This is a genomic window from Streptomyces sp. 2-1, from assembly GCF_048564895.1.
In the GTDB taxonomy this organism is placed as follows: domain Bacteria; phylum Actinomycetota; class Actinomycetes; order Streptomycetales; family Streptomycetaceae; genus Streptomyces; species Streptomyces phaeochromogenes.
Map to the genome: position 1 here is coordinate 1,623,267 of NZ_CP183383.1, position 25,672 is coordinate 1,648,938.

At 69.9% G+C, this 25,672-nt stretch carries 22 protein-coding genes; 8 read left to right on the plus strand and 14 right to left on the minus strand.

Annotated elements, in window-relative coordinates:
* Window positions 1-12: 12 nt before the first annotated feature.
* Complete coding sequence (locus tag ACN20J_RS07340; RefSeq protein WP_190228670.1) at window positions 13-444, minus strand: helix-turn-helix domain-containing protein; 432 nt, start codon at window positions 442-444, stop codon at window positions 13-15.
* Window positions 445-531: 87 nt separating this feature from the next.
* Here ACN20J_RS07340 and ACN20J_RS07345 point away from each other — a divergent pair, with 87 nt between their 5' ends.
* Window positions 532-1,404, plus strand: a complete 873-nt coding sequence (locus tag ACN20J_RS07345; protein ID WP_190228671.1) for a class I SAM-dependent methyltransferase — start codon at window positions 532-534, stop codon at window positions 1,402-1,404.
* An 82-nt stretch (window positions 1,405-1,486) separates the two neighbouring features.
* On the opposite strand, the gene ACN20J_RS07350 is transcribed toward ACN20J_RS07345, so the two are convergent.
* Window positions 1,487-2,401, minus strand: a complete 915-nt coding sequence (locus tag ACN20J_RS07350) for an expansin EXLX1 family cellulose-binding protein (protein ID WP_246575101.1) — start codon at window positions 2,399-2,401, stop codon at window positions 1,487-1,489.
* A gap of 331 nt (window positions 2,402-2,732) precedes the next feature.
* Here ACN20J_RS07350 and ACN20J_RS07355 point away from each other — a divergent pair, with 331 nt between their 5' ends.
* Entirely contained in the window at window positions 2,733-3,866 is a 1,134-nt protein-coding gene (locus tag ACN20J_RS07355) for a peptidoglycan DD-metalloendopeptidase family protein (protein WP_190228673.1), read from the plus strand.
* A gap of 68 nt (window positions 3,867-3,934) precedes the next feature.
* On the opposite strand, the gene ACN20J_RS07360 is transcribed toward ACN20J_RS07355, so the two are convergent.
* On the minus strand, window positions 3,935-4,720 hold the full coding sequence (locus ACN20J_RS07360) for a carbonic anhydrase (RefSeq protein WP_259333433.1): 786 nt from the start codon (window positions 4,718-4,720) through the stop codon (window positions 3,935-3,937).
* A gap of 366 nt (window positions 4,721-5,086) precedes the next feature.
* Here ACN20J_RS07360 and ACN20J_RS07365 point away from each other — a divergent pair, with 366 nt between their 5' ends.
* The 5 genes from ACN20J_RS07365 to ACN20J_RS07385 are packed head-to-tail and all read left to right on the plus strand — an operon-like array spanning window position 5,087 to window position 10,997.
* Window positions 5,087-6,178: a sugar ABC transporter substrate-binding protein gene (locus ACN20J_RS07365; protein ID WP_189838635.1), complete on the plus strand. Its 1,092-nt coding sequence runs from the start codon at window positions 5,087-5,089 to the stop codon at window positions 6,176-6,178.
* 52 nt (window positions 6,179-6,230) lie between these two features.
* Entirely contained in the window at window positions 6,231-7,322 is a 1,092-nt protein-coding gene (locus ACN20J_RS07370; protein WP_189838634.1) for a mandelate racemase/muconate lactonizing enzyme family protein, read from the plus strand.
* The gene (locus ACN20J_RS07375) at window positions 7,319-8,383 is read left to right on the plus strand and encodes an ABC transporter permease (protein ID WP_419665540.1); all 1,065 of its coding nucleotides are present in this window, start codon (window positions 7,319-7,321) and stop codon (window positions 8,381-8,383) included. Before ACN20J_RS07370 ends, ACN20J_RS07375 begins: the two co-directional genes overlap by 4 nt.
* Window positions 8,380-9,453, plus strand: coding sequence for an ABC transporter permease (locus ACN20J_RS07380; RefSeq protein ID WP_419665541.1), 1,074 nt, complete (start codon window positions 8,380-8,382; stop codon window positions 9,451-9,453). Before ACN20J_RS07375 ends, ACN20J_RS07380 begins: the two co-directional genes overlap by 4 nt.
* Complete coding sequence (locus tag ACN20J_RS07385) at window positions 9,450-10,997, plus strand: sugar ABC transporter ATP-binding protein (protein WP_419665542.1); 1,548 nt, start codon at window positions 9,450-9,452, stop codon at window positions 10,995-10,997. Before ACN20J_RS07380 ends, ACN20J_RS07385 begins: the two co-directional genes overlap by 4 nt.
* A gap of 55 nt (window positions 10,998-11,052) precedes the next feature.
* Here the strand turns inward: ACN20J_RS07385 and ACN20J_RS07390 are convergent, their stop codons facing one another.
* Together ACN20J_RS07390 and ACN20J_RS07395 are read right to left on the minus strand one after the other, a co-directional pair.
* Window positions 11,053-11,790, minus strand: a complete 738-nt coding sequence (locus ACN20J_RS07390; protein WP_419665543.1) for a GntR family transcriptional regulator — start codon at window positions 11,788-11,790, stop codon at window positions 11,053-11,055.
* Between the two features lie 73 nt (window positions 11,791-11,863).
* Complete coding sequence (locus ACN20J_RS07395; RefSeq protein WP_055610637.1) at window positions 11,864-12,211, minus strand: hypothetical protein; 348 nt, start codon at window positions 12,209-12,211, stop codon at window positions 11,864-11,866.
* A gap of 427 nt (window positions 12,212-12,638) precedes the next feature.
* Here ACN20J_RS07395 and ACN20J_RS07400 point away from each other — a divergent pair, with 427 nt between their 5' ends.
* Complete coding sequence (locus tag ACN20J_RS07400; RefSeq protein WP_419665544.1) at window positions 12,639-14,174, plus strand: metallophosphoesterase; 1,536 nt, start codon at window positions 12,639-12,641, stop codon at window positions 14,172-14,174.
* Between the two features lie 64 nt (window positions 14,175-14,238).
* Here the strand turns inward: ACN20J_RS07400 and ACN20J_RS07405 are convergent, their stop codons facing one another.
* The 9 genes from ACN20J_RS07405 to kdpF form a co-directional block, all read right to left on the minus strand.
* Window positions 14,239-15,216: an RNA polymerase sigma factor gene (locus ACN20J_RS07405; protein ID WP_189838628.1), complete on the minus strand. Its 978-nt coding sequence runs from the start codon at window positions 15,214-15,216 to the stop codon at window positions 14,239-14,241.
* A 130-nt stretch (window positions 15,217-15,346) separates the two neighbouring features.
* Window positions 15,347-16,726: a carotenoid oxygenase family protein gene (locus tag ACN20J_RS07410; RefSeq protein WP_190228682.1), complete on the minus strand. Its 1,380-nt coding sequence runs from the start codon at window positions 16,724-16,726 to the stop codon at window positions 15,347-15,349.
* Window positions 16,727-16,805: 79 nt separating this feature from the next.
* Window positions 16,806-17,378, minus strand: a complete 573-nt coding sequence (locus tag ACN20J_RS07415; RefSeq protein WP_419665545.1) for a hypothetical protein — start codon at window positions 17,376-17,378, stop codon at window positions 16,806-16,808.
* 198 nt (window positions 17,379-17,576) lie between these two features.
* Window positions 17,577-20,120: a sensor histidine kinase KdpD gene (locus ACN20J_RS07420; protein ID WP_361991400.1), complete on the minus strand. Its 2,544-nt coding sequence runs from the start codon at window positions 20,118-20,120 to the stop codon at window positions 17,577-17,579.
* Window positions 20,121-20,209: 89 nt separating this feature from the next.
* Window positions 20,210-20,893: a response regulator gene (locus tag ACN20J_RS07425; RefSeq protein ID WP_189838624.1), complete on the minus strand. Its 684-nt coding sequence runs from the start codon at window positions 20,891-20,893 to the stop codon at window positions 20,210-20,212.
* 124 nt (window positions 20,894-21,017) lie between these two features.
* Window positions 21,018-21,728 (minus strand): potassium-transporting ATPase subunit C, encoded by a 711-nt coding sequence (locus ACN20J_RS07430; RefSeq protein ID WP_055611651.1) that lies wholly within the window; start codon window positions 21,726-21,728, stop codon window positions 21,018-21,020.
* Window positions 21,729-21,734: 6 nt separating this feature from the next.
* The gene (gene kdpB, locus ACN20J_RS07435) at window positions 21,735-23,870 is read right to left on the minus strand and encodes a potassium-transporting ATPase subunit KdpB (protein WP_189838622.1); all 2,136 of its coding nucleotides are present in this window, start codon (window positions 23,868-23,870) and stop codon (window positions 21,735-21,737) included.
* Window positions 23,867-25,531 carry a potassium-transporting ATPase subunit KdpA gene (gene kdpA, locus ACN20J_RS07440; RefSeq protein WP_190228833.1) on the minus strand — a complete coding sequence of 555 codons (1,665 nt, stop codon included), beginning with the start codon at window positions 25,529-25,531 and terminating at the stop codon, window positions 23,867-23,869. The genes kdpB and kdpA overlap by 4 nt, the downstream gene beginning before the upstream one ends.
* Before the next feature lie 8 nt (window positions 25,532-25,539).
* Complete coding sequence (gene kdpF, locus ACN20J_RS07445) at window positions 25,540-25,629, minus strand: K(+)-transporting ATPase subunit F (RefSeq protein WP_037659531.1); 90 nt, start codon at window positions 25,627-25,629, stop codon at window positions 25,540-25,542.
* Window positions 25,630-25,672 lie beyond the last annotated feature (43 nt).

The following is a 25,672-nucleotide window of genomic DNA, read 5'->3' on the forward strand; positions in this document are numbered from 1 at the left end:
GGGGTACCGGGGTCACGGTGGCCCCGAAACCCGCTTCCTCGGGACTCCGACGACGCCGGACACGGCGGCCTTGAGAATGCGGCGGAAGGTGGGGCATTCCATATGGCTCGGCGCGGGGCAGGCAGCGGCATGGCGCAGGGAATCGCGCAGGACGCCCAGTTCGCGGATCGTCCTGTCCAGCTCGTCCGCCTTGTCCGTGAGCATCTGCCGGTCGATGCGCGGCTGCCCGTCGGGCGCGATCATGCGCGCGATCTCGTCGAGCGAGAACCCGGCGGTCCGCCCCAGCGCGATCAGCGCCAGGCGCTCCAGTACGCCGGGATCGTACTGACGGCGCAGGCCCAGCCTGCCGGTCGGGGCGATCAGCCCCTTCTCCTCGTAGAACCGCAGCGTCGAGGCGGGAACCCCGGCGCGGTGCGCCACCTCGGAGATGTCCAGGTCTGTCATTCTCTTGACCTCAAGTCGACTTGAAGTAGCACGCTTTCACCCAGGCCCGTCGAAGGCAACAGTTGAGGGCAAGCAGAGGAGACGACCATGGACGCCGAGCACAGGACCGATGACGAGCAGGCGGCACGCTGGAACGGGCCCGCCGCCGGTGCCTGGGTCGAGGCCCAGTCATTGGTGGACGGCGTGCTCAAGCCCTTCGAGGACCTCCTCGTCGAAGCCATGTCCGCCGATCACGGAGGCCAGGTGCTCGGCGGCGGAGGCCGGGTGCTCGACGTCGGCTGCGGCACCGGCTCCACCACGCTGGCCGTGGCGCGGCGGCTCGGAGCGGCTGGGCACATCGTGGGCGTCGACATTTCCGAGCCGATGCTCACCGCGGCCCGGGCGCGCGCCGAGGAGACGGACACGCCGGCGTCCTTCGTCCACGCCGACGCGCAGGAGTACGCGTTCGAACCCGCCACCTTCGACGCGGTCATGTCGCGCTTCGGCGTCATGTTCTTCAAGGACTCCGTCCGGGCCTTCGCGAACCTGCGGCGTGCCGCGAAGGACGGGGCCGTGCTCCGGTTCATCGCGTGGCGCGGCCCGGCGGAGAATCCGTTCATGACGACGGCCGAACGCGCCGCGGCACCGCTCCTTCCGAACCTCCCCGCCCGCCGGCCGGACGAGCCGGGGCAGTTCGCCTTCGCGGACGCGGACAGGGTCCGGCGCATCCTGGCGGAGGCAGGTTGGACCGGGATCGACATCCAGGCGAAGGGCGTGACCTGCACGCTCCCCGAGAGCGAGTTGATCCGCTACTTCACCCGGTTCGGTCCCGTCGGCCAGCTCCTGGGCGAGGCGGACGAGCAGACCCGTGCGCGGGTCGTCGAAACGGTCCGCGCCGCCTTCGACCCCTTTGTGGAGGGCCCTGAAGTCCGCTTCACGGCGGGCTGTTGGCTGGTCGAAGCCCGGGCATCGTCTGCGTGAACGGGGCGGCGGAAGGACCGACCGGGCCCACTCCTGAGCAGCCAACCATGGCCCCCGGGCGTCGATTCAACGGCGTCCCGGGTCAGCGCTTGGCGAACTGAGCCCCGGTCGACTGCACGGCGTTCGGCGTCAACGCGACCCCGTTGAGCGTGAGTTGCTCTCCGAAGATGTCCGTGACCCTGATCGCGCCGCCGCACCCGCTGCCGTCGTCGGAGATGAAGTAGTTGTACTCGGCGCGCGACAGCTGACGCCAGCCGCTGCCCGCGCGTACTTCGAGCCGGGCCACCGGGTTGCGGTGACCGATGACCTGGATGCCGCACCAGTAGCGGCTGGACCCGGTCTTGTACCGGACCGAGACCGTGTCGGCGGCACTTGGGCTCGACAGCGTCCAGGTGATCGGGATCTTGCCGGCCGAGGGCTGGGCGAGCTTGGCGAAGGCCTCGGCGCTGAGGTCGATCTGACCGGGTGCGCAGTCCCCTGGGCACTCGTTGGTGATACGAACCGTGATCGACGCCCCGTTGGCCGCGCGGACGAGTACGTACGCCCCGCACGCCTTGGCCGTTTCGTAGTCGGTGCTGTTCATCGCCGCGGTCATGACGTCACCGCTCGCGTCGTACATGCAGGCGCCCGAACCGTCCGCGTCGTAGAACGTGGCGACGCCCCGGTACGTGGCACCGGGCCGTATACGCCCTGCCAACGGCGCGGCGGCGGACCCGGTTCGCGGGGTGTCCACGGCCGATGGCTTCGCCGACGTGGCGGTCGGGCGGGCGGACTCCTTCCGCGGAGTCTTCTTGGCCGACGGCTTCGCCGAGGTCTCGGTCGCACTGACGGACGCGGTCGGAGACACCGACGCGGCCGGGACACCCGCCTGGGTACCGGCGGCGGGCTTGGCCTCGGCGTCCCCCGTGTCGGCCTTGCGATCGACGAGCAGCCCCACGATCAAGGAGACGACTATGAGCACCCCGGCCGCCCCGATGAACAGCCACCGTCTGTGCACCGGACCTCCTTGACTGCCGCGACCTGATTCTGCGACCTGATTCTGCGACCTGTTGCTGCGACCTGACTGCCGCGGGCGCGGGGTCAGTGATAGTCGCAGACCCGGGAGCACGGCGGCAAGCCTGAGTTTGTGGGGTGGTTGGTGGTCGGGGCCGCTGCCGCATGGTCTGTCGTGTATGCCGGCGGACATCGACGGTGCCCCTTCGGGCAGGCCACTGTGCCTCGATGACCGGTGACTCCTGCCAGGGGGGCCGCTAGCGTCCGAACGTGAGCCTGAACATTCCGCCGACACCACGCCCAGCCGCACTACCTCCGCGCAGCCAGCCCGGCACGTGACCGAGGAGAGGGAAGGCGCGGCAGCCGTTCGCGAGGCGGCGGGAACGGCCGAACCAGCTGGTACCGAAGAAGCGTTCAGTGGGCAACAACAAGCGCGGCGCCGCGGTCCCGGACCCTTCGCCCTGATCGTGGCGCCCAGTCTGGTAGCGCTGATCGGGGTCTCGGGATACCTGGCTCTGACCGGCGGGCTCTCTCCCGGCCAGTCCGAGGGGCCGGATCCGGCACAGACGTCCGTCGCCAACGTCGATGCCTCGTACGTCCCTTGGCTGCGCAAGGCGGCCGAGGCCTGCACGGTCGTCACCCCTTCCCTGCTCGCCGCCCAGATCGATCAGCGCTCCGGGTGGAGCAACGACAGCGCCAGCCTGTCGCAGCAGGGGATCGCAGGCTTCACTGACGCCGAATGGCGGACCTGGGGCCGGGACGACAACGGCAACGGCCGTTCCTCGCCGCGCGATCCGGAGGACGCCATCATGGCCCTCGGCCGGCAGGACTGCGCTCTCGCCGAGAAGGTGACCGACCTCAGGACCGAGGGCACCGTCAGCGGCGACCTGGTGGACCTCACGCTCGCCGCGTACACGGCCGGGACGGACTCGGTGAAGCGGGCGGGCCGTGTGCCCGCCGACGCGCGCACATTCCTCAAGCAGGTCAAGGCGCGGCTTCCACGGTACGAGGCGCTCGTCCGCCGAACCCCCGAGCAGAACGGCGGCGGCCAGAACGCCTCCGCCGTACTGACCCCTCCCGTCAGCACCCTCACGGTCACCTCGTCCTTCGGATCGCGTACGCATCCGCTCACCGGGGTCACCAAGCTCCACACGGGAGTGGACTTCGGCGCGCCTCAAGGGGCACAGGTGTCCGCCGCGCGTGACGGCCGGATCGAGTTCGCGGGCACGACCTCGGCGTACGGGATCCGTGTGGTGATCGACCACGGCACGATCGGCGGCAAGCGGCTGCAGACGACCTACAGTCACCTGTCGGCCCTCCAGGTCACGACGGGCCAGACCGTGACCGCCGGCTCCCCGATCGGGCTCGTCGGCTCCACCGGCCTGTCCACGGGACCCCACCTGCACTTCGAGGTCCTCCTCGACGGCCAGTACATGGACCCGCTGCCCTGGCTCGGCACCGCCCGCTGACCTTTACAGAAGAGGCGACCGCGACGGCTGTCCGCCGCGGTCGCCTCACGTGTGTACGAGGGCCGGCCTCAGCCGATGCGGTGCACCCGCTGGGTGGTCAGCTCGTAGCGGGCGCCGACGATGGCCAGCGCGCCCGAGTCCACCTTGGCAGCCAGGTCGGGCTCTGCCGCCAGCTGCGACCGTATGAGTCGTATGTTGGCGTCGATCGTCGCGTCGACGCGCGCGTCACCCTCCTTGGTGCGATCGATGGCCGGGCTGATCCGGTCGGCCAGGTACTGGATGTGGGCGGGCAGTTCCTCGCCCGACTCGTCCGCCTGGACCGTGGCCTTCACGGCCCCGCACGACTGGTGGCCGAGCACCATGAGCAGCGGGATCCCGAGTTCGAGCACCCCGTACGCGAGGCTGCCGAGCACGGCCTCGTCGAGGACCTGGCCCGCGCTGCGTACGGTCATCAGGTCGCCGAGGCCCTGGTCGAAGACCAGCTCCGGCGGCACCCGGGAGTCGATGCAGCCGAGCACGAGGGCGAAGGGGTGCTGAGCGGTCGTCAGCGACTGCCGGACGGCGGGAGACTCGTCGGGGTGCCGCTCGCGGAAGGCGCTCCAGCGGCGGTTGCCCGCCGCCAGCTCGCGCAGGGCCTCTTCGGCGGTGGTGGGCCGCTTGCGCGCGGGAGCGGTGGGGGCTGCGGCAGCCGCGGGTACGGCGCCGACGGCCAGGCCGGCGCCGAGAACCGCGGTCCCGGTGAGCGCAGCGCGGAGGAGGGAGCGCCGTGCGGGGGGTGTCGCGCCGGAGAGCGGGGCGACGGAGTCATTCCGCGGCTGGCGGACGGCTCTGTGGGGTGTTGAGTCAGAGATCACGAACGGGAACGTACGTCCGGCTCGACACCCCTCTGTTCGGCTTGCCGAATCATGGATGAGCATTGATGAACCATGATCAAGTGTTGAACCGTTCTTGGGTACTCCGAGGTACTTCCTTGGCCATGGCTCGGCGCCGCTCCCGGACACGACCAATCCAGTTTCCTATATGATTTTGCGGGCACCTTGACCCGCCGAGGAACGCAGACGCCACGCCCTCCGAGGCCTCCTCGCAGCCAACCCGAGCCGCGACTTAGCAGCATAAACCTCCTCCTGCGCCATCGGTCCGTGCCACAAGTCTTGACGCGTCAGCCTTCCTGTCCCACGATCTCCGCATCGATTTCCTATCTGATTCTTCAGGGGTGGGGCATGCGCTTCCCAACCAGATCCGTCCTGCCCGGAGTTGTCGCAGCCGTGGTGCTGGCTTCAGGGACAGCGGCCTGTACCTACAAGAACTCGGGCCCCGAGTCCGGCGGTCAGGCCGCGCCTGCCGCTCGGACCGGCGGCGGGGCCGAACTCGTGGACGGTTCCCGGACCAAGGTCGCCCTCGTGCCCGGCGGCGCCCACCCGTACTTCCAGCCCTGGAAGACGGCGGTCACCACCGCGCGAAAGACCTACGGCCTCGGAGCCGTCACCTTCGACGAGACGGCGGAGTGGGACCAGCAGAAGCAGAACAACCTGCTGTCCACGCTGGCGGCGCGCGGCTACAACTCCTTCGGGGTGTTCGGCGTCTCCCCCACCGACATCAACTCGACCTTCGCGGACCTCAGATCGCAGGGCTTCCCCGTCGCGTCCCTGGGTTCCTGCCCCGCCGGTGACAAGGACGAGGCCGACTTCTGCCTCTCCACGGATGTCGAACTCGCCGCCTACAAGGCCTCGAAGGCGGCGATCGAGGCCATGGGCGGTCGCGGCACTCTGGTCCACCTGACCGGCAACAACGTAGACGCCAATACGCAGTTGAGGATCAAGGGCGTCGCCCGGGCCGTGAAGGAGACGGGCGGCAAGGTGAAGCTCCTGCAGACCATCACCGACATCGACACGGACCTGCAGACCGCGCAGAAGGCGGTGTCCGACCTGATGGCGGCCAAGGGCGACAGGATCACGGGCATCGTCGCCACCGCCTACAACCCGGCGGTCGCCGCCGCGGACGCCGTCAGCACGTCCGGGTCGAAGGCGAAGGTCATCGCCATCGACGACGACGCCAAGATCCTGAGCGGCATCAAGCAGGGCACGGTCACGGCCACCGTGGTGCAGAACCCGGTCGGTCAGGCCGAGGTCGGGACTTGGGCGCTGGCGCTGCTGCAGACCAAGCAGTGCACGGTGCGCTCTCCCGGGGTGGAGGTGGACTCGGGTTCGTTCGTCGTCACCAAGGCGAACGTCTCCGGCTACGACAAGGCACGGCAGGCGAAGACCGCGCAGCTGAAGCAGCAGTTCGCCGACAAGATCCTCTCCTGCGGCTGACGGCCGACCACCGCTGATGGCCAACCACCCCGACAGAAAACGGAATTGCTGAATGAGCAGCATCATCACGACCGCGACCGCCCGGCTGGCCGACATAGCCGTCGAGCAGGACCGTACCGACGCGGTGCAGTCCTTCGTCAAACAGGAGACGGTCCTGGTCGACCTGGAGACGGCGGACGGCGTCGCGGGAACCGGCTACACCTACACGATCGGTACCGGCGGCACGTCCGTACTGGCCCTGCTGCGCGACCATCTGCTGCCCGCCCTCGTCGGACAGGACGCCCGCAACGTCGAGGCGCTGTGGCAGCGGTTGTTCGCCCTGACCCGGGCGACCACCACCGGAGCCATCACCTCGCTCGCCCTCGCCGCCGTGGACACCGCCCTGTGGGACGTGCGGTGCAAGCGGGCGGACGAGCCGCTGTGGCGGCTGGCCGGCGGACACCGCCGACAAGTCCCGGTCTACGACACCGAGGGCGGCTGGCTCCACCTGAGCGCCGAGGAACTGGTGAAAGGCGCCCTGCACGCACAGGAGTCGGGATGGGCGGGCGTCAAGATCAAGGTGGGCCGTCCGCATCCCGCCGAGGACGCGGAACGGCTGCGTGCCGTACGCGAGGCCGTCGGCCCCTCGCTGCACATCATGACCGACGCCAACCAGTCCCAGACGGCCTCCTCCGTCCTCCGGCTCGCGGCGGCGCTGGAGCCGTACGACCCGTACTGGCTGGAGGAGCCGCTGCCCGCGGACGACATCAGCGGTCATGCCCGTCTCGCGGGCGCGACGCGGATTCCCGTGGCCGTCGGGGAGTCCATGTACTCGCTCATGCAGTTCCGCAGCTATCTGGAGGCCGGCGCCGCCTCCGTCGTGCAGGTCGACGCCGCCCGGATCGGTGGCATCACACCGTGGCTGAAGGTCGCGCACCTGGCCGAGAGCCACAACGTCATGGTCTGCCCGCACTTCCTGATGGAACTGCATGTCAGCCTCGCCGCCGCGGTGCCCAACGGCCAATACGTCGAGTACATCCCGCAGTTGCGCGCCGTGACCCGGACCGAGCTGGCCATCCGCGACGGCATGGCCGAGGCCCCGGACGTGCCGGGCATCGGCATCGACTGGGACCTGGACGCGCTCGACGACCGGAGGGTGGCATGACGACGTCCATCAGCCCGCCGGACACCGTCCCGGAGGAGAAGACGGCAAGTCACCGCATGCCGTTCTGGGTCAACCAGCGGCTCGGCCTGCTGGTGCTGGTCATCGCGCTCAGTGTCCTGTTCGGAGCGCTGCGGCCGGCGTTCCTCGACCAGCGCCTGGTGCTCTTCCCGCTCCTGCGGGACGTCGCCACGCTGACCGTGGTGGCGCTCGCGCAGATGGTCGCCCTGTCCGTGGGGCACATGAATCTCGCGGTCGGGCGGATGGCGGCCTTCGGGGCCATGTTCGCGGGCCTCGGGTACGACCGGCTCGGACTGCCGATGCCTGTCGGGCTGCTGCTGTGCCTGGCCGCCGGTGCCGCCATCGGCGCCGTCACCGGCTGGCTCATCGCCCGTACCGGCGTGAGTTCGTTCGTGGTCACGCTGGCGATGGACTTCGCCCTGCTGGGGCTGGTGTCCCTGCTGTACTCGGCACTCACCGAGGACGCTGCCTTCACCACCCGCCCGTCCGGCATCGACGAACTGCGGTCCTACTCGCTCGCCGACATCTGTGCGGGGCCCATCTGCGGCTCGCCCGCCGTACCGCAGATCGCGCAGTTCACCGTGCTCGCCATGGTCGGCCTCGGCTTTCTGTACGGGTGCACGCGCATCGGCAGGGAACTGCTGCTCACCGGTGCCAACCCGGCGGCGGCGGAGCTGTCCGGCATTCCCACCGGGCGCCGTGTCCTGCTCGCGCACACGCTCTCCGGGCTGCTCGCGGCGCTCGCCGGATTCATGGCCGCCGCCGGCACGGGAACGTTCCGCGCCTCCATCGGCAACGACTTCATGCTGCCCTCCTTTCTGGGTGCGGTCCTCGGGGGCACCCTGCTCACCGGCGGGGTGGTGTCCGTGCTGGGCACGCTGCTCGGCACCGCCCTGGTCGGCGTGATCCGCAAGGGCCTCGACCTGCTCGGCGTCGGCCTGGAAAGCCTGAACATCTACCTCGGCTGTGTCCTCCTGCTGGCCCTGTCGGCCGACCGGATACGCACCGTGGTGTCCTATCGCAAGGTGGTGCGCTCGACATGAACCGCTTGAACGTGTTGCGCGGTCAAGGGAGTTGGAGTGGGGTGGCGCTGCGCCGGTTCTCCCGTTCCACGACGGCGATGCTGCTGTGCGTGGTCGTGACGGGATATGTGGCCCTGGGTGTGGCCTCGTCGGGCGCCTTCTTCGAAGGCCCCTCGGTACGCGTCTTCCTCCAGTACCTGGCGACCCCCATCCTCATCGGCCTGGCCCAGATGGTGGCGCTGTGCGTGGGTCAACTCAACCTGGCCGTCGGGGCCTTGGGCGGCTTCACCGCCTGTCTGACGGGCGTCCTCATGGCCGACCATGGGGTGCCCGCCGCGGTCGCCGTGATCGTGGGCCTGCTGACGGCGACGGCCATCGGCCTGGCGACCGGCCTCGTCATCGTGGCCACGCAGATCAACGGGTTCATCGTCACCCTCGCCACCATGACGATCTTCCTGGGAGCGCAGTACCGGCTCACCGGCACCCGTACCGTCGACGGCTACTCGCCCGCGCTGCGCGACCTCGGCACGGCGGCGCCGCTGAACATCCCCCTCGTCTTCGTCACCGCGCTCGTCGCGGCGGCCCTGCTGGCCGCCTTCATGTACCGCACGGTCGCGGGCAGGCGGCTTCTCGCCGCAGGCGGCAACCCCCTGGCGGCCCGGCTGTCCGGTATCTCCACCGACCGGCAGATCGTGGCCGCGCACACGCTGTCCGGCCTGCTGATCGGCGTGGCCGCCGTGACGGCCACCGCCTCGCTGCCCGGCGTCAATCGCAGCGTCGGCGGCGACTGGCTGCTGCCGAGCTTCGCCGCGCCCATCATCGGGGGCGTGGCGCTCACCGGCGGTTCAATAGCCGTGTTCGGAACGGTCCTTGCCGCCTTCGTCACGCGGCTGATCGATGCCGCGCGAGCGCAGTTCTCCCTGGACCCGAGCTGGGTGAACCTCCTGATCGGCCTGGTCGTGCTGGGTACGGTCGCCGGTGGCCGGCTGCACCAGAGTCGCCTGGGGAGGACGGGTGACACCGGATCCCCACCGGCGGAGGGCGGTAAGCAACCGCCCGCAGTCCTGCCGCAGCCGGGAGGTGCCCAGTGAGTACGGTCCTTCTCGAATGCCACGACCTGGTCAAGGTCTTCCCCGGTGTGCGGGCTCTGGACGGTGTCGGGCTGCGGCTCACCGCCGGCACCGTGCACGCGCTCCTCGGTGAGAACGGCGCCGGAAAGTCCACCCTGATCAAGGTCCTCACCGGGGTGCACTCCCCCGACGGCGGCGGACTCACCTGGTGCGGCGAACCGGTCCACCTGCGCTCGCCGTTGGAGGCGACCCGTACGGGCATCGGTGTCGTCCACCAGGAACGCAACCTGATCCCGGGCTTCTCCGTGGCGGAGAACATCACCCTGCAGAAGCCTCCCTCGCACCGCGGCCTGGTCGACCGCGAGGCCATGACCGCACCGGCCCTGGCATGTCTCGCGGAGCTCGGCGTCGACCTCGATCCGCATCAGCCCGTACGTGAACTGTCCGTCGCACAGCAGCAGTTGGTGGAGACGGCCAAGGCCCTCTACACCGAGAGCCGGGTGCTGCTCCTCGACGAACCCACCGCGTCCCTCTCCCCGCAGGAGACGGAGCGGCTGTTCGAGGTGATCCGGCGGCTGGCCGCCCGCGGCGCCTGTGTCGTCTTCGTCAGCCACAAGCTGGAGGAGGTCTTCGCCGTCTGCGACACCGTCACCGTGCTGCGCGACGGGAAGTCGGTGCTGGAGTCCGCGCCGCTGGCCGACCACACCCACGACGACATCGTCGGCCTCATGGTGGGCCGCGCCCACGCGGCGACCGAGATGCGCCCGCGCACGGTCGACCGCACCGCCACCCCAACTCTCGTACTGGACCAGGTCTCCACGGCCGGCGGGCACCGTGACATCAGCCTGGAGGTCCGGCCAGGGGAGATCGTGGGCCTGTACGGACTGGTCGGCGCCGGGCGGAGCGAACTGGTCAAGGCGGTGCTCGGCCTGGACCGCATCACCGGCGGCGAGGTCAGGGTGCACGGCAGGCCGGCCCGGATCACCTCGCCGCGCCAGGCCCTGCACGAGTTCGGCATCGGCTACGTCACCGAGAACCGCAAGGAGGAGGGCGTCTTCCTGGAGCAGCCCATCGTCCGCAACATCACGGTGACGGTGTGGAAGAGACTCGCCAAGGCACTCGGGTTCGTCTCGGCACGCGAGGAACGCGACACCGCCCAGGACCTCGTCGACCGGCTCGGCATCCGTATCGCGGGGCTCGGGCAGAACGCCGGTGAGCTCTCCGGCGGCAACCAGCAGAAGGTCAGCCTCGCCAAGTGGCTCGCGGCCGACACACGACTGCTCGTCATCGACGAACCGACGGTGGGCGTCGACGTCCGCACCAAGCACGCCTTCCACGAACTGATCTGGGACCTCGCCCGCGACGGCCTGCCCATCCTGCTGATCAGCAGCGACCTCGCCGAAATGGTCACTCTCGCGGACCGGATCGTCGTCATGACGGACCATCGCGTCCGCGGCGAGGTCGACAACGACCGCGACTACGACCACATGAGCGGCCAGGTCATCCGCCTGATCCACGACCGCGCGGACTCCACCGCCGACGCGAAGGCGGGAGTGGCGGACTAGGGGCCCCGAACTCCGGCCACCTCGGCGGCCGTTCGCCCTGCCCGCCTTCGGGCGTCTACCGGATCGAGGACGCGGGCGCGGGCTCGTCGCCCTCGTCGCGCTGACGCTCCATGCTGCGCGTGAGATGCTCCGTCATCGCTTCGGCGGCCCGCTCGGGATTGCGGCGCAGCACCGCGCGTACGATCCGCTCGTGCTCCGCGACTGTCGGGCCGCCCGCGCCGACGACGTTGCTGAGCCGGAAGATGTGCAGGTGTGCGTGGAGCCGCTCCACCGCGTCCGCCAGCAGCGGCCGGTGCGCGGCCTGTCCGACGGCTTCGTGGAAGCGCTGGTCGAGTGCGGCGAAGTCGCGGTAGGACGCGTACCGCCCGTTCGGGCTCGGCTGGACCTGCATCTCCTCGACGATCCGCTCCAGGCCGTCGAGTTGCGCCTCGGTGGCGTTCGCGGCGGCCAGCGCGGCAGCCCTGGGCTCCAGCAGCAGGCGCATCTCGAAGAGTTCCTCAAGGCCCTGACGGGTCAGCAACTCCGTGGCCCGATAGCCGGAGAGCGCGCGCTTCACCACCAGACCGTCGGACTCCAGCCGGGCCAGCGCCTCCCGGACGGGGGTCGGCGAGACCTTGAGGGCTCGGGCCAGCGACTCGATGCCCACGCGTGCGCCGGGGGCGATCTCGTGGTCCATGACCATCGCCTTGATGCTTTCGTAGACGCTGTCCGACAGGGCCTGCCGGACGGGCGGCACACTCCGCTCGTCGCCCTCGTCCGGGACACCTGCCGCGGAAGGACTGTGCGGCGGCATCCCGGCTCCTCCTCAAGACTCGGCGTATCCCTCACAGTTTATGCCGGTGGTGGCGGAGCACACCGGGAGTGGGTCAGGAAGCGCTGTCGCGCACGTCCAGGTGGGCCCAGAGATCCTCGGCCTGCGGCTCCGCGGCAGCCTCCTCCGCGGCTGCCGCGGCAGCGGCCTCCACCTCGGCACGCTTCGAGAAGGCCACGGCGCGGCGGGCCTTGGCGATGACCTCGGCCTGCTCCGCACCGAACCTCGCGGAGTCGAGCCGGGCGTTGAAGGCGGTCAGCACCTCGGGGTTCATCACCTCCAGCGCGGCGCGCAACTCGGCGAGCGTCTGGGGGCCCTCGGCGAACTCAAGCTGGTAGGGATCTTCGAACTGGTACGGATCCGAATCGGCCTGCGGGCTCGGCTCGTGCGGTAGCGCGGACATGTGCGTGACCTCCGGTCTTGATGGCTCACACGGTACGCGGTCGGTGTGCCCCGCCGTGCAGGGGTACGAACGATCAGCAGCCCCGCCGGCCTGCTGACCCTGAGGCACCGGGCGAGTGCGGATCGTGACATCCGAGGGAGATCCGGTCGCGGAAACGCCTCATCGCGCCGGAGGTGGCGAAGAACACGTCCGGGCGAAATGCGCGGCCCGCCCGCCGGGGCGCCACTTCTATCCGGTCCGGCTGACGCGCCATCAGACTCCCGCCAAATCCCTTGCGGCACAACCCTGTTGGGCCTGTCGGCGAGAGCGCGAAACCTCGGAGAAAGATCAAGTATGTCCGTGATCGTATGACGATGTCGCATTCCATACCGGGCGCCGCATTCGGTATCCCCCCTGGCGTTCACCGCGCGCGGGCACATACTCAGTCATGCGCTGCTGCTTCTCCGCTCCCCTCGCGGCCATGTCGGCCCTGCCCTCTCCCTGTGAAGTCCTACGTTCCGGTGCCCTCCTCGCCCCCACGCTGCTGCGGGCCGCCGCCGGAGCCCTCCACGGGTCCACACGCAAGAGCCACGCCCACCACCCCGACGCCTTGACGGCCGTCCATCTGGAACTGGTCACCCTGACCGAGGACCGCGCCATCATCACCTGGTACACCGGGGTGCCCGGCACCAACGACGGACTGGGCCACATGCTCCCCGCCGTCACGGAGGGTGAGGTCGTCTACGGCACCCACCCCTCCCGGCTGGACCGCAGCGCGGCGGAGGACCGGCCCACGGCGCACCACCACGTCGAGCTCACGGACCTGGAGCCGGGGCAGACGTACTACTACCAGGCCCGCTCGCGGGGCACGGCGGCCACGCCCACGCCGCTGCACCTCATCCGCGGCAACGCCGTCGGCACCAACCGCTACGGGCTGGGTTCGAGCGGGGGCCCGTACTCCTTCACCACGCCGCAGCCCCCGCCGGGGCGGCATCTGCTGTCGATAGCGCTCTGCAACGACTTCCACATCGGGGAGACCACCGCCGGTCTGATGGCCGGCCTGCCCCTGCTGCGCGGGGTGGCGCAGGAGCCGGGGCTCGCGCCGTATCCGGAGATCATGAGCCGGGCCCTGGTCGAGGAGGCCCGGCGCCGTGGGGCGGACCTGCTGCTGGCCGCGGGGGACATCTCGGCCGGGGGCGCGCCGCGGGACCTGGCGGAGGCCAAGCGGATCCTGGACGGCTTCGGCAGCCACGGACAGGACTACTTCGCCGTACGCGGAAACCACGACCGGCCCCGTCACCGCGACGCCGGAGACGCCTTCCGCGACGAGTTCCTCGGCGGCGCGGGGCCCGCGTACTTCGCCCGCGACCTCGGCGGGTTGCGGATCATCGGGCTCGACACTTACGAGAAGGACGGCAACGGCGCCGACGCCGGCGGGCTCGGCGACGAGCAACTGTCCTGGTTCCGGGCCCGGTTGAGGGAGCGCGGCGACCAGCCCACCGTCGTGTTCGGTCACCATCCGCTGACCGTGCGGGACTCCCTCTTCCCGGTGAGCGGTGGGCAGCGCCTCGGCCGCCGCCAGGCCCGCTCCATCCTCGACGCCTACGCCTCCGCGCCCGGTGTCTTCCTCCACCACGCGGGCCACACCCACCGCAACAAGCGCACCCTCCTGCCGCAGGCGCCGCACGTCACGCTGCAGGAGGTCAGTGCCGCCAAGGACTATCCCGGCGGCTTCAGCATGCTCCGGATCCACTCCGGCGGCTATGCCCTCAACCACTACAAGACCAGCAGCGCCCAGGCCCGTGAATGGGGCGAGCGCAGCCGTCGGGTGGCCGGGGGTCTGTGGCCGCACCACGCCCTGGGCCGCTCGGTCGCCGACCGCAACAGCGTGACCGCCCACGATCTGTCCGGCGTCAGCCCTCGCGGCGTTCCGGCCGCGGCACCGGCGGGCTTCCGCCCCGGCCTGGGCACCGCCGCCTCATAGCCGACGCCTCACAGCCGACGCGTCGTAACCGCCCTCTCGTATCCGACACCTCGCAACCAACGCCTCATGCCGGTTCCGGGAACCCGACCGGGCCCGTCGAGACCGGCATGGGGAAGATCAGCCGCAGTTTCTGAACCCTTCTGTTCTCGCGGAACATGAGCCAGGCGAGGGTCGGCGGGCAGATGTGGTCGGCGGCGTGGTCGGTGACGTTGTGCGTGACGTCCATTTCCCAGATGGTGATGTCGCGGCTGGCCACCACATGGCGCAGGCTCTGGCGCACCCCGAACTCCAAGGTCTGCCGCATGACGGGGACGGGATGCGTGCGTTCTCCCGGCCGACTGAGCGGGCCGACCAGTTCGCTGTCCACCGGCCACAACTCGGAGATCTCCTGCGGGAGGTTGCCGCGCTCGGACGCCTCCAGGGTCTCCACGGCCTCGTGCCGGCTCTCCTCGGTGAGCGCGGCGGCGTCGTCGTGCGTCTGGTTGGCGGTCGACAGCAGCACCTGGGCCATCTTCCCCCTGGCCTGGTTGAGCCGACTGCGCACGGTGCCGACCGGTACCTCGCACACGTCGGCGATCTCCTGGTAGGAGGTGATGCCGCTGAAGTGCCGCAGCATCAGCACCAGCCGGAGCTTGGGCGGCAGTTCGTCCACCGCGTCCCAGATCCAGTCCCGCATCGCGTGCTGCTCGATGAGCTGCTCCGGGTGCGAGCTCTCCTGGTCGCGGAGCCGCAGGTGGTCGAGCCCGTCCAGGCCGGGCGTCTCCCGGGTGTCGCGCAGGCGCGTGCGGGAGGCGTTGCGCACGATCGCGCGCAGCCACGCTCCCACGGCCGCCGGATCCCGTACGTCGCCGATGCGCCGCAGCGCGGTCAGCGCGGCGTCCTGCACCGCGTCCTCGGCGTCGGGGCCGTAGCCGAGCAGGCTCAACGCCACCGCGCGCATCGGCGCCTGGTGGCGGGCCAGCAGCAGGCCGAGGGCGCCGGTCTCGCCGGCCTGGGCCCTGCGTGTGAGGTCCTCATCCGTGGGCGGGTTGAGGGGCAACATGAGCTGAACGCCTCCGTGCGGACGAATCACGTACCGTGTGGTGCTTGGCGGACGGGGTCCCATCTTTCCCACTCGGCGATGTACGCGGGGTGGAACCCGGGCAAAAATTCGGGCAGCCCGTGCCTTCGCACTACAACCCCCGGGGACGGTGGACGGACTCCGGCAGCCAGCTTCCGTGGAAGCCGGCCGGGACGGGGTACGGCAGTTCCACCACGGCCTGCACGGCGAGGTCCGTCGCGTCGAGGACGACCAACTCCCCCGCCCGGCCGTCGTCGTCCGAGACGAGCGACAGGAGCCAGCCCTCGTCCTCGCCCGCGCCGTCCGCCGCCGGTACGAAGACGGCCTCCCCGGCGTAGCGACTGCCGGGCGTCCCGTAGGCGTGGCTGGTGCGGCGCGTCAGGTCGTGCTTGGTGATGCCGGCACCGGAGACGGTGTACAGGTATCGGTTCGGGCGCCCGGTGAGGGTCTCGTTGTGCGTGGGGAACTCGGCCGCGCGGTCGTCCAGTTGGGACTCGCTGACGCGGCCGGTGGCCGGGTCCAGTGTCCAGCGGTGCAGGACGGCGAGGGACTGGGAACGGCCCGGCTCCATCGCACCGGCCAGGCCGTTCGGGCCCGCGGGTCCGCCGATGTCCGTCCAAGCGCTCTGGAAGCCGGCATGGTCGTAGCGCACCGCGTCCAGCACGATGCGCCCCCGCGGGTCCTCGTAGGCGTTGCCGACGTGGAAGACATAGCAGGGGTCGACGTCGTACCACCTCACGTCGGTGCTGCCGGGTCTGCGGGACATCACTCCGAGCCGGGCGCCGTAACCCTCGTCCCACTGGTAGGGCATGCCGCCGCGCCCGGCGAACGCGGGGTCGAAGACGACGGGCAGGTCCATCCACAGGATGTGGTGCTCGGTGATGGCGAAGTCGTGCATCATCGTCGGGCCCGGCACGTCGATCCGTCGGCTGTCGAGCAGTTGCCCCTCCGCGGTGACCCGGTGGTAGGTGAGGTAGGGCGGGGCGCACCCGGTCCCGAAGAGGTGCAGTTCGCCGGTGACCGGGTCCTCTTTGGGGTGGGCGGTCATCGAGGTGGCCAGCCGCCCGCCGAAGTCGTACGGCCCGACGGTCTCCAGGGAGGGAGAGACCCAGTAGGGCAGGCCCGCCTCGCACAGCGCCAGCACGGTGTCGGCGTGCCGGATCACGTGGGTGTTGGCGGGTGTCACGGTGAGGTCGACGGTGGCGTTCCCGCGGATGAACGGATGTCCCTCCAGCTTGCGTGTACGGATCCACCGGTTGCGGTACCACTCGGCGCGTCCGCCCCGCAGCCGGATGCCGTGGAGCATGCCGTGGCCGGTGAACCAGTGGCCCGTGTCCTGGCCGGGCAGCGGGTTGGGGCCGTTGCGCAGATAGCGGCCGTCCAGGTCGGCCGGCAGGGAGCCCCGCACGGTGAGACCGGCCGCGCTGTGTTCCTCGGGGACCGGGGCGAAGCGGCCCTGGAGATACAGCGGAAGAGCTGTCTGGTCGGTCATCGCGCTCTCCTCGTGCCCTTGGTGCGGTGGGTTCTTCGGCCGTGCGAGGCTGCCGGAGCCTTGCGGAGGGGACCGCCGGTCAGGGAGCGGCCGCGGCCGGCGCCTGGGCCAGCAGTCGCGCCTGGGCCCGGGCGGGATAGACCTTCGTGAAGATCGCGGGTCCGACGAGGCCCGCGACATGGGCGGAGATGCCGGTCCAGGCCGGGGCGTCGACCGCGCCGCAGACGGCCAGGCCGGCGGCGATGAAGGTGAAACCGGCGCCCCAGGCCATGGTGATGTGGTTGTTGACCCGGATGAACTCCGGCATGTCCCAGTACTCGCGGGGTGTCTGACGCCTGGCGATACCCAGGGTGAAGGGGCGCCCGACCGCCAGGCTGCCCCAGGCGGTGGCGGCCAGCCATGCGAAGGAGATGACGTCGGTGTGGTCCGCCAGGACAGAGTCCGGGTCGGTGACGGCGACGGCGCCGACCACCACGAAGTACACGATGGCGCTGATCTCCAGGACCAGGGCGTCGAGATCGACACCGCGGCGGCGGTCCTGCAGCAGGAGCAGCAGCCCCGTGACGAGTCCTCCTATCGCACCCCAGCGCCAGTCGAAGGACGACACGACGCCGGAGACGATCCAGGGGATGAATCCACGCAGATAACCCATTGAACGTTCCTTGGTGAACAGAAGTGGACGGCCGCGGAGGAGTGGTGTTCCGCGGCCGATCGTTGGCCGGACGCCGACTAGATGCACGGCGGACGCCGAAGTTCGAACTTCGGCGTGTGGCGCTCGTCACAGGTGTTCAAGGGGGCGCTGGGTGAAGGGGGTTGCCCCCGGCCGAGGGGGGTGACCCCGGCCGGAGCGCTAGGAGGTCGCGGTCGCCGGGAGGTCGGGGCGGATCGGGTGGGCGCCGGGCGCGGCCGGGAGGGTGAGGACCATGGTGAGGCCGCCGCCGGGGGTGTCCTCGGCCGTGAGGGTGCCGCGCATCGCCTCCGCGAAGCCCCGGGCGACCGCGAGGCCGAGGCCCACTCCGGCGCCGCGCGGGGCGTCGCCGTACCGCTGGAAGGGTTCGAAGATGCGGTCCTTGCCCGCGTCCGGGACGCCCGGGCCGCGGTCCACCACCCGGACCTCCACGCGGTCGGCCATGGCACTCGCCGACACCAGGACCCGTTCCTCGGCGGGGCTGTACTTCACCGCGTTCTCGACGAGGTTGGCGACGGAACGCTCCAGCAGGCCGGGGTCGACGGCGACCATCGGCAGCGTCTCGGGGATGTCCAGTTCCACGCTGTCCTCGGGGACTCCGCCGAGCGCCATCGGGACCACCTCGTCGAGGTCGATCTCGCGGATCAGCGGCGTGACCGTGCCGGTCTGGAGCCGGGACATGTCGAGCAGGTTGCCCACGAGGTTGTCGAGGCGGTCCGCGCCCTCCTCGATCCCTTCGAGCAGTTCCGCCTGATCCTCCTCGGACCAGGCCACGTCCTCCGAACGGAGCGAGGAGACCGCGGCCTTGATCCCGGCGAGCGGGGTGCGCAGATCATGGCTGACGGCGGCGAGGAGGGCGGTGCGGATGCGGTTGCCCTCGGCCAGCGCACGTGACTGGTCGGCCTGGGACTGCAGCCGCTGGCGGTCCAGGACCACCGCGGCCTGCGCGGCGAACGCGGCGAGCACCCGCCGGTCCTCCGCCGGTAGCACCCGCCCCGACAGCGCGAGAGCCATGTGGTCGCCGACCGGCATGTCGACGTCCGCGTTCTCGGGGCTCTGACAGGGCCGCGGGCCCACGCTGCCCGCGCAGGTCCACGGATCGACGTCGCTGTCCCGTTCCAGCAGGGCGACCGACTCCATGCCGAAGGTCTCCCTGACCCGCTCCAACAGCGCCTCCAGGCTGGTCTCGCCGCGCAGCACACTGCCCGCCAGGACCGAGAGGATCTCCGACTCGGCCCGCAGCCGGGCCGCCTGGTGGGTACGCCGGGCCGCGAGGTCCACCACTGAGGCGACCGACACCGCGACCCCCACGAAGATGGCGATGGCGACGATGTTCTTGGGGTCGGCGATCGTCAGGGTGTGCACGGGCGGGGTGAAGAACCAGTTCAGCAGCAGCGAGCCCACCACGGCCGAGGCCAGCGCCGGGTAGAGGCCGCCGAGCAGGGCCGCGGCCACCGTCAGCGTCAGGAACAGCAGCATGTCGTTGGCCAGGCCGACCGACGGCGTGACGCTGGTGAGCAGCAATGTCAGGAGGGCGGGGCCGCCCACACCGACCAGCCAGCCCCAGATGACCCGGGACCGGCCGAGCCGCGCGCTCCGGGCGACGGGCAGACCGCGGCCCTTGCCCGCCTCGTCGTGGGTGATCAGGTGGACGTCGAGGTCGGGCCCCGACTCCCGGGCGACCGTGGCTCCGACGCCCGGTCCGAAGACGTACTGCCAGCCCTTGCGGCGGGACACCCCGAGGACGATCTGGGTGGCGTTCACCCCGCGTGCGAAGTCCAGGAGTGCCGTCGGTATGTCCTCCCCTATGACGTGGTGGAAGGTGCCGCCGAGGTCCTCCACGAGGGTGCGCTGGACGGCGAGTTCCTTCGGAGAGGCGGAGGTCAGGCCGTCGCTGCGGGCGATGTAAACGGCCAGTACTTCGCCGCCCGCGCCCTTCTCCGCCAGCCGGGCGGCTCGGCGGATCAGCGTACGGCCCTCGGGTCCGCCGGTCAGGCCGACGACGATCCGCTCGCGGGAGCCCCAGATCTTCGAGACCCGGTGCTCGCTGCGGTACTCGGTCAGGTACTCGTCCACCCGGTCCGCCACCCACAGCAGTGCCAGCTCGCGCAGGGCGGTCAGGTTGCCGGGGCGGAAGTAGTTGGACAGGGCCGCGTCGACCTTGTCCGGCTTGTAGATGTTGCCGTGCGCCATCCGGCGGCGCAGCGCCTGCGGGGACATGTCGACGAGCTCTATCTGGTCGGCCCGCCGCACGACCTCGTCCGGCACGGTCTCCTGCTGTCTTACGCCGGTGATGGACTCGACGACGTCACCCAGCGACTCCAGGTGCTGGATGTTGACGGTCGTGATCACGTCGATGCCGGCCGCGAGGAGTTCCTCGACGTCCTGCCAGCGCTTGGTGTTGCGCGAGCCGGGGATGTTCGTGTGGGGCAGCTCGTCGACGAGAGCCACCTCGGGGCGCCGCGCGAGCACCTCGTCCACGTCCATCTCGGTGAAGACCGTGCCCCGGTACTCCAACTCCTTGCGGGGTATCTGCTCCAGACCGTGCAGCATCACTTCCGTACGCGGCCGGTTGTGGTGCTCCACGAAGGCGACCACACAGTCGGTGCCCCGCTCGACGCGGCGGTGCGCCTCGGAGAGCATCGCGTACGTCTTGCCGACGCCCGGCGCCGCACCGAGGTAGATCCGAAGCTTGCCGCGTGCCATCTTCTCGTCTCTTCGTCTCTACGGGCGGGGTGTTGGGGTGCCGGGGCGGGTGCGTCGGGATGCAGGAGGCAGGTGTCCGAGGCGGCGCTTCAGCCTTCGAAGCGGTAGCCCATGCCGGGTTCCGTGATGAGGTAGCGGGGGTGGGAGGGGTCCGTCTCCAACTTGCGGCGCAGTTGCGCCATGTAGACCCGGAGATAGTTGGTCTTGTTGCTCTGGGAGACGCCCCACACCTCCTGGAGCAGGTGTTTCTGCGTGATCAGCCGGCCGGGGCTGGTGACCAGGATCTCCAGCAGATGCCATTCGGTCGGCGTGAGGCGTATGTCGCGCCCGGACCGGGTGGCCTTCTTGGCCAGCAGGTCGATGGTGAAGTCGTCCGTCGTGACCATGGCGGTCTCCTGGGCGAGCGGGGCGGTCTCGGTCCGGCGGACGGCGGCCCGCAGCCGGGCCAGCAGTTCGTCCATGCTGAACGGCTTGGTGACGTAGTCGTCGGCGCCCGCGTCGAGCGCCGCCACCTTCTCGTCGGAGGCCCGGCGGGCGGACAGCACCAGGATCGGTACGCGGGTCCAGCCGCGCAGCGCCTTGATGACGTCCACCCCGTCCATGTCCGGCAGGCCCAGGTCCAGGACGACCACGTCGGGCTGGCGCGCGGCGGCGAGCCGGAGCGCGGTGGCGCCGTCGGGTGCCGGGTCCACTCCGTACTTGCGGGCCTGAAGGTTGATCACCAGGGCCCGGACGAGCTGAGGGTCGTCCTCCACCACCAGTACCCGGGTCATCGGTGTACGCCTTTCCTGTTGCACGGAGGGCCGAGGTCGTACGGAACAAGCTTCATGGCTGCGGGAGTTGACGGAACGGGGTGTCGCCCCGGCCGCCAACTCCCGCATGATGCGCGTAAGGCCATCAGCTCTTCGCCACAAGTTCCTTGAGTGCGATGTTGAGTTGGAGGACGTTGACCGTGGGCTCTCCGATGAAGCCGAGCGTACGGCCGTCGGTGTGGTCGTCGACCAGCTTCTGGACCTGGGCGACGGGCAGCCCGTTCTTCTCCGCGACCCGGTGGACCTGGATGTCCGCGTACGCCGGGGAGATGTCCGGGTCCAGGCCGGAGCCGGAGGAGGTGACCGCGTCGGGCGGCACGCTCTTGACCGTGTAGCCGTTCACGGAGTTGTCCTTGATGACGGCGTCCTTGGCGGCGACGACCCACTGGCAGAGGGTGGCTTCCTCGGCCTTCGCCGGGTCCTTCGGGCAGACACCGTCGACCGCGCCGTTGTCACCGGAGCGGTTGGTGGCGCCGGACAGGATCAGCTTGTACTGGGTGTTGACGCTGTTGGTGCCCAGGCCGTTCTGCGGACGGCCCTGGAACCACTTCAGGTCCGGCTCCGGGGTCTCCTGGCCCTTCTTCAGCGGCAGGTTGTAGGCCTGGCCGATGAGCGAGGAGCCGACGACCTTGCCGTTCGACGTGATCTCCGAGCCGTTCGCCTTGTCGTTGAAGAGGCCCTGGGCGACGCCGGTGATGGCCAGCGGGTAGATGATGCCCGTCACCACCGTCAGGACGAGAAGCGCGCGCAGGCCGGCCCAGAGCAACCGAGCAGTGTTGGATACCGAGTTGTTCATAGCCGATCAGCCGATTCCGGGGATGAGGGAGATGATCAGGTCGATGATCTTGATGCCGATGAAGGGCGCGATCAGCCCGCCCAGCCCGTAGATCCCGAGGTTGCGCCGCAGCAGCTTGTCCGCGCTCACCGGCCGGTACTGCACACCCCGCAGGGCGAGCGGCACCAACGCGATGATGATCAGCGCGTTGAAGATGACCGCGGACAGGATCGCGGAGTCGGGCGAGGACAGCTGCATGATGTTCAGCTTGTCCAGGCCCGGATAGACCGCCGCGAACAGCGCCGGGATGATCGCGAAGTACTTCGCGACGTCGTTGGCGATGGAGAACGTCGTCAACGCGCCCCGGGTGATGAGGAGTTGCTTGCCGATCTCGACGATCTCGATGAGCTTGGTCGGGTTGGAGTCGAGGTCGACCATGTTGCCGGCCTCCTTCGCGGCCGATGTACCCGTGTTCATCGCCACGCCGACGTCCGCCTGGGCCAGCGCGGGCGCGTCGTTCGTGCCGTCGCCGGTCATCGCGACGAGCTTGCCGCCCGCCTGCTCCCGCTTGATGAGGGCCATCTTGTCCTCGGGGGTGGCCTCGGCGAGGAAGTCGTCGACGCCGGCCTCGTCCGCGATAGCCTTGGCGGTCAGCGGGTTGTCACCCGTGATCATGACGGTCTTGATGCCCATGCGGCGCAGTTCGTCGAACCGTTCGCGCATGCCGTCCTTGACGACGTCCTTGAGGTGGATGACGCCCAGCACCCGGGCACCTTCGCTGTCCTCGATCGCCACGAGCAGCGGGGTGCCGCCCGCCTCGGAGATCCGGTTGGCCAGGGTGTCGGCGTCCTCGGACACCTCGCCGCCCTGCTCCCGGACCCAGGCCATGACCGAACCGGCCGCGCCCTTGCGGATCTTGCGCCCGTCGACGTCCACGCCCGACATACGGGTCTGGGCGGTGAAGGCGATCCACTCGGCGCCGGACAGCTCGCCCTGGCTCCGCTCGCGCAGCCCGTACTTCTCCTTCGCCAGGACGACGATGGAGCGGCCCTCGGGCGTCTCGTCGGCCAGCGAGGAGAGCTGGGCGGCGTCGGCCAGGACGGCGTCGGTGGTGCCGCTCACCGGCACGAACTCGGAGGCCTGCCGGTTGCCGAGCGTGATGGTGCCGGTCTTGTCGAGGAGGAGGGTCGACACGTCGCCCGCCGCCTCAACTGCCCTGCCGGACATGGCCAATACGTTCCGCTGCACCAGCCGGTCCATGCCCGCGATGCCGATCGCGGAGAGCAGCGCGCCGATGGTGGTCGGGATCAGACAGACGAGCAGGGCCACCAGCACGACCATCGTGAGGTGCGTGCCCGCGTAGTCCGCGAACGGCGGCAGCGTGGCGACGGCCAGCAGGAAGACGATCGTCAGCGAGGCGAGCAGGATGTTCAGCGCGATCTCGTTGGGCGTCTTCTGCCGGGCCGCGCCCTCGACCAGGGCGATCATGCGGTCGATGAAGGTCTCGCCCGGCTTCGTCGTGATCTTGATGACGATGCGGTCGGACAGCACCTTCGTACCGCCGGTGACCGCGGACCGGTCGCCGCCCGACTCGCGGATGACCGGGGCCGACTCGCCGGTGATGGCCGACTCGTCCACGGACGCCACGCCCTCGACGACGTCACCGTCGCCGGGGATGATGTCGCCCGCCTCGCAGACGACCAGGTCGCCGACGCGCAGTTCGGTGCCGGGCACCTGCTCCTCGGAGCCGCCGTCCTTGGACAGCCGGCGCGCGACGGTGTCGGTCTTGGCCTTGCGCAGGGTGTCCGCCTGGGCCTTGCCGCGGCCCTCGGCCACCGCCTCCGCCAGGTTGGCGAAGATCACGGTGAGCCAGAGCCAGGCGCTGATGGCCCAGCCGAACCAGTCGCCCGGGTCCTTGAAGGAGAACACGGTCGTCAGGACCGAGCCCACCAGCACCACGAACATCACGGGGGACTTGACCATCACCCGCGGGTCGAGCTTGCGACAGGCGTCCGGCAGCGACTTCAGCAGCTGCTTCGGGTCGAACAGACCCGCGCCGACGCGCCCTTCGTCCTTGTGACCGGTCGGCACATCGCTGTGCGGCGCCCGGGTGGGAGTAGTCGTGGACACGGTGTCCTCTTGCTTCTCTATGCGGGTGGTCATGACGCCAGCCCCTCGGCCAGCGGCCCCAGCGCGAGCGCCGGGAAGTATGTCAGACCGGTGATGATGAGAATCGCGCCCACCAACAGCCCGGTGAACAGCGGCTTTTCGGTGCGCAGCGTGCCCGCGGTCGCGGGCACCGGCTTCTGCTCGGCGAGCGAGCCGGCCAGCGCGAGCACGAACACCATCGGCAGGAAGCGGCCGAGCAGCATCGCCAGACCCAGCGTGCTGTTGAACCACTGCGTGTCCGCGTTCAGACCCGCGAACGCCGAACCGTTGTTGTTCGAGGCCGAGGTGTAGGCGTACAGGATCTCGGAGAAGCCGTGCGCTCCGCTGTTCGTCATCGAGTTGCCCGGGGTCGGCAGGGCCATCGCCGCGGCGGTGAAGACGAGCACCAGCGCCGGGGTGATGAGGATGTAGCAGGCGGCGAACTTGATCTCGCGGGTGCCGATCTTCTTGCCCAGGTACTCGGGCGTACGGCCCACCATCAGACCGGCGATGAACACCGCGATGATGGCCATGATCAGCATGCCGTAGAGGCCGGAGCCGGTACCACCTGGCGCGATCTCACCCAGCTGCATGCCGAGCATGGTGATGCCGCCGCCGAGTCCGGTGAACGAGGAGTGGAAGGAGTCCACCGCGCCGGTCGAGGTCAGTGTCGTGGCCACCGCAAAGATCGACGAGGCGCCGACGCCGAAGCGGGTCTCCTTGCCCTCCAGCGCACCGCCGGCGACATCGAAGGCCGGGCCGTGGTGGGCGAACTCGGTCCACATCATCAGGGCCGTGAAGCCGATCCAGATGGTGACCATCGTGGCGAGGATCGCGTAGCCCTGCTTGAGCGAGCCGACCATCCGGCCGAAGGTCCGCGTGAGCGCGAACGGGATCAGCAGGATCAGGAAGATCTCGAACAGGTTGGAGAACGCGCTGGGGTTCTCGAAGGGGTGGGCGGAGTTGGCGTTGAAGTAGCCGCCGCCGTTGGTGCCCAGCTCCTTGATGGCCTCCTGGGAGGCGACCGCGCCACCGTTCCACTGCTGCGAACCGCCCGTGAACTGGCCGACCTCGTGGATGCCGGAGAAGTTCTGGATCGCGCCGCACGCCACGAGCACGATCGCGGCGATCACCGAGATCGGCAGCAGGATGCGGATCGTGCCGCGGACCAGGTCGGACCAGAAGTTGCCGAGCTCACCGGTGCGCGAGCGCGCGAAGCCCCGGACGAGTGCGACAGCCACCGCGATACCGACCGAGGCGGACAGGAAGTTCTGCACCGCGAGGCCGCCGGTCTGTACGACGTGGCCCATGGCCTGCTCGCCGTAGTACGACTGCCAGTTGGTGTTGGAGACGAACGACGCGGCGGTGTTGAACGCCTGGTCCGGGTCGATCGAGGAGAAGCCGAGCGAGCCGGGCAGACTGCCCTGGAAGCGCTGCAGCAGATACAGGAACAGCACGCTCACCGCGGAGAAGGCGAGGACACCGCGCAGGTACGCGGGCCACCGCATCTCCGTGTTGGGATTGGCGCCGATGCCCTTGTAGATCCACTTCTCGACGCGCAGGTGCTTGTCCGAGGAGTAGACCTTGGCCATGTAGTCGCCGAGGGGACGATAGGCGAGAGCCAGGGCCGCTATGAGAGCGACCATCTGGAGCACGCCGGCGAGTACGGGACTCATATCGCTGCTCAGAACCTCTCCGGGAAGATCAGGGCGAGGACGAGATAGCCCAGCAGGGCGACGGCCACGATCAGGCCGACGATGTTCTCGGCGGTCACAGCTTCGTCACCCCCTTGGCGACGAAAGCCACCAGCGCGAACA

Excerpts from the sequence above, each read along its gene's own strand:
- ACN20J_RS07415 (WP_419665545.1), bottom strand. The coding sequence starts at position 17,378 with ATGGGTTATCTGCGTGGATTCATCCCCTGGATCGTCTCCGGCGTCGTG.
- ACN20J_RS07370 (WP_189838634.1), top strand. The coding sequence starts at position 6,231 with ATGAGCAGCATCATCACGACCGCGACCGCCCGGCTGGCCGACATAGCC.
- ACN20J_RS07380 (WP_419665541.1), top strand. The coding sequence starts at position 8,380 with ATGAACCGCTTGAACGTGTTGCGCGGTCAAGGGAGTTGGAGTGGGGTG.
- ACN20J_RS07340 (WP_190228670.1), bottom strand. The coding sequence starts at position 444 with ATGACAGACCTGGACATCTCCGAGGTGGCGCACCGCGCCGGGGTTCCC.
- ACN20J_RS07390 (WP_419665543.1), bottom strand. The coding sequence starts at position 11,790 with ATGCCGCCGCACAGTCCTTCCGCGGCAGGTGTCCCGGACGAGGGCGAC.
- kdpB (WP_189838622.1), bottom strand. The coding sequence starts at position 23,870 with ATGACCACCCGCATAGAGAAGCAAGAGGACACCGTGTCCACGACTACT.
- ACN20J_RS07345 (WP_190228671.1), top strand. The coding sequence starts at position 532 with ATGGACGCCGAGCACAGGACCGATGACGAGCAGGCGGCACGCTGGAAC.
- ACN20J_RS07420 (WP_361991400.1), bottom strand. The coding sequence starts at position 20,120 with ATGGCACGCGGCAAGCTTCGGATCTACCTCGGTGCGGCGCCGGGCGTC.
- kdpA (WP_190228833.1), bottom strand. The coding sequence starts at position 25,531 with ATGAGTCCCGTACTCGCCGGCGTGCTCCAGATGGTCGCTCTCATAGCG.
- ACN20J_RS07405 (WP_189838628.1), bottom strand. The coding sequence starts at position 15,216 with ATGTTGCCCCTCAACCCGCCCACGGATGAGGACCTCACACGCAGGGCC.
- ACN20J_RS07365 (WP_189838635.1), top strand. The coding sequence starts at position 5,087 with ATGCGCTTCCCAACCAGATCCGTCCTGCCCGGAGTTGTCGCAGCCGTG.
- ACN20J_RS07425 (WP_189838624.1), bottom strand. The coding sequence starts at position 20,893 with ATGACCCGGGTACTGGTGGTGGAGGACGACCCTCAGCTCGTCCGGGCC.
- ACN20J_RS07375 (WP_419665540.1), top strand. The coding sequence starts at position 7,319 with ATGACGACGTCCATCAGCCCGCCGGACACCGTCCCGGAGGAGAAGACG.
- ACN20J_RS07395 (WP_055610637.1), bottom strand. The coding sequence starts at position 12,211 with ATGTCCGCGCTACCGCACGAGCCGAGCCCGCAGGCCGATTCGGATCCG.
- ACN20J_RS07400 (WP_419665544.1), top strand. The coding sequence starts at position 12,639 with ATGCGCTGCTGCTTCTCCGCTCCCCTCGCGGCCATGTCGGCCCTGCCC.
- ACN20J_RS07410 (WP_190228682.1), bottom strand. The coding sequence starts at position 16,726 with ATGACCGACCAGACAGCTCTTCCGCTGTATCTCCAGGGCCGCTTCGCC.
- ACN20J_RS07430 (WP_055611651.1), bottom strand. The coding sequence starts at position 21,728 with ATGAACAACTCGGTATCCAACACTGCTCGGTTGCTCTGGGCCGGCCTG.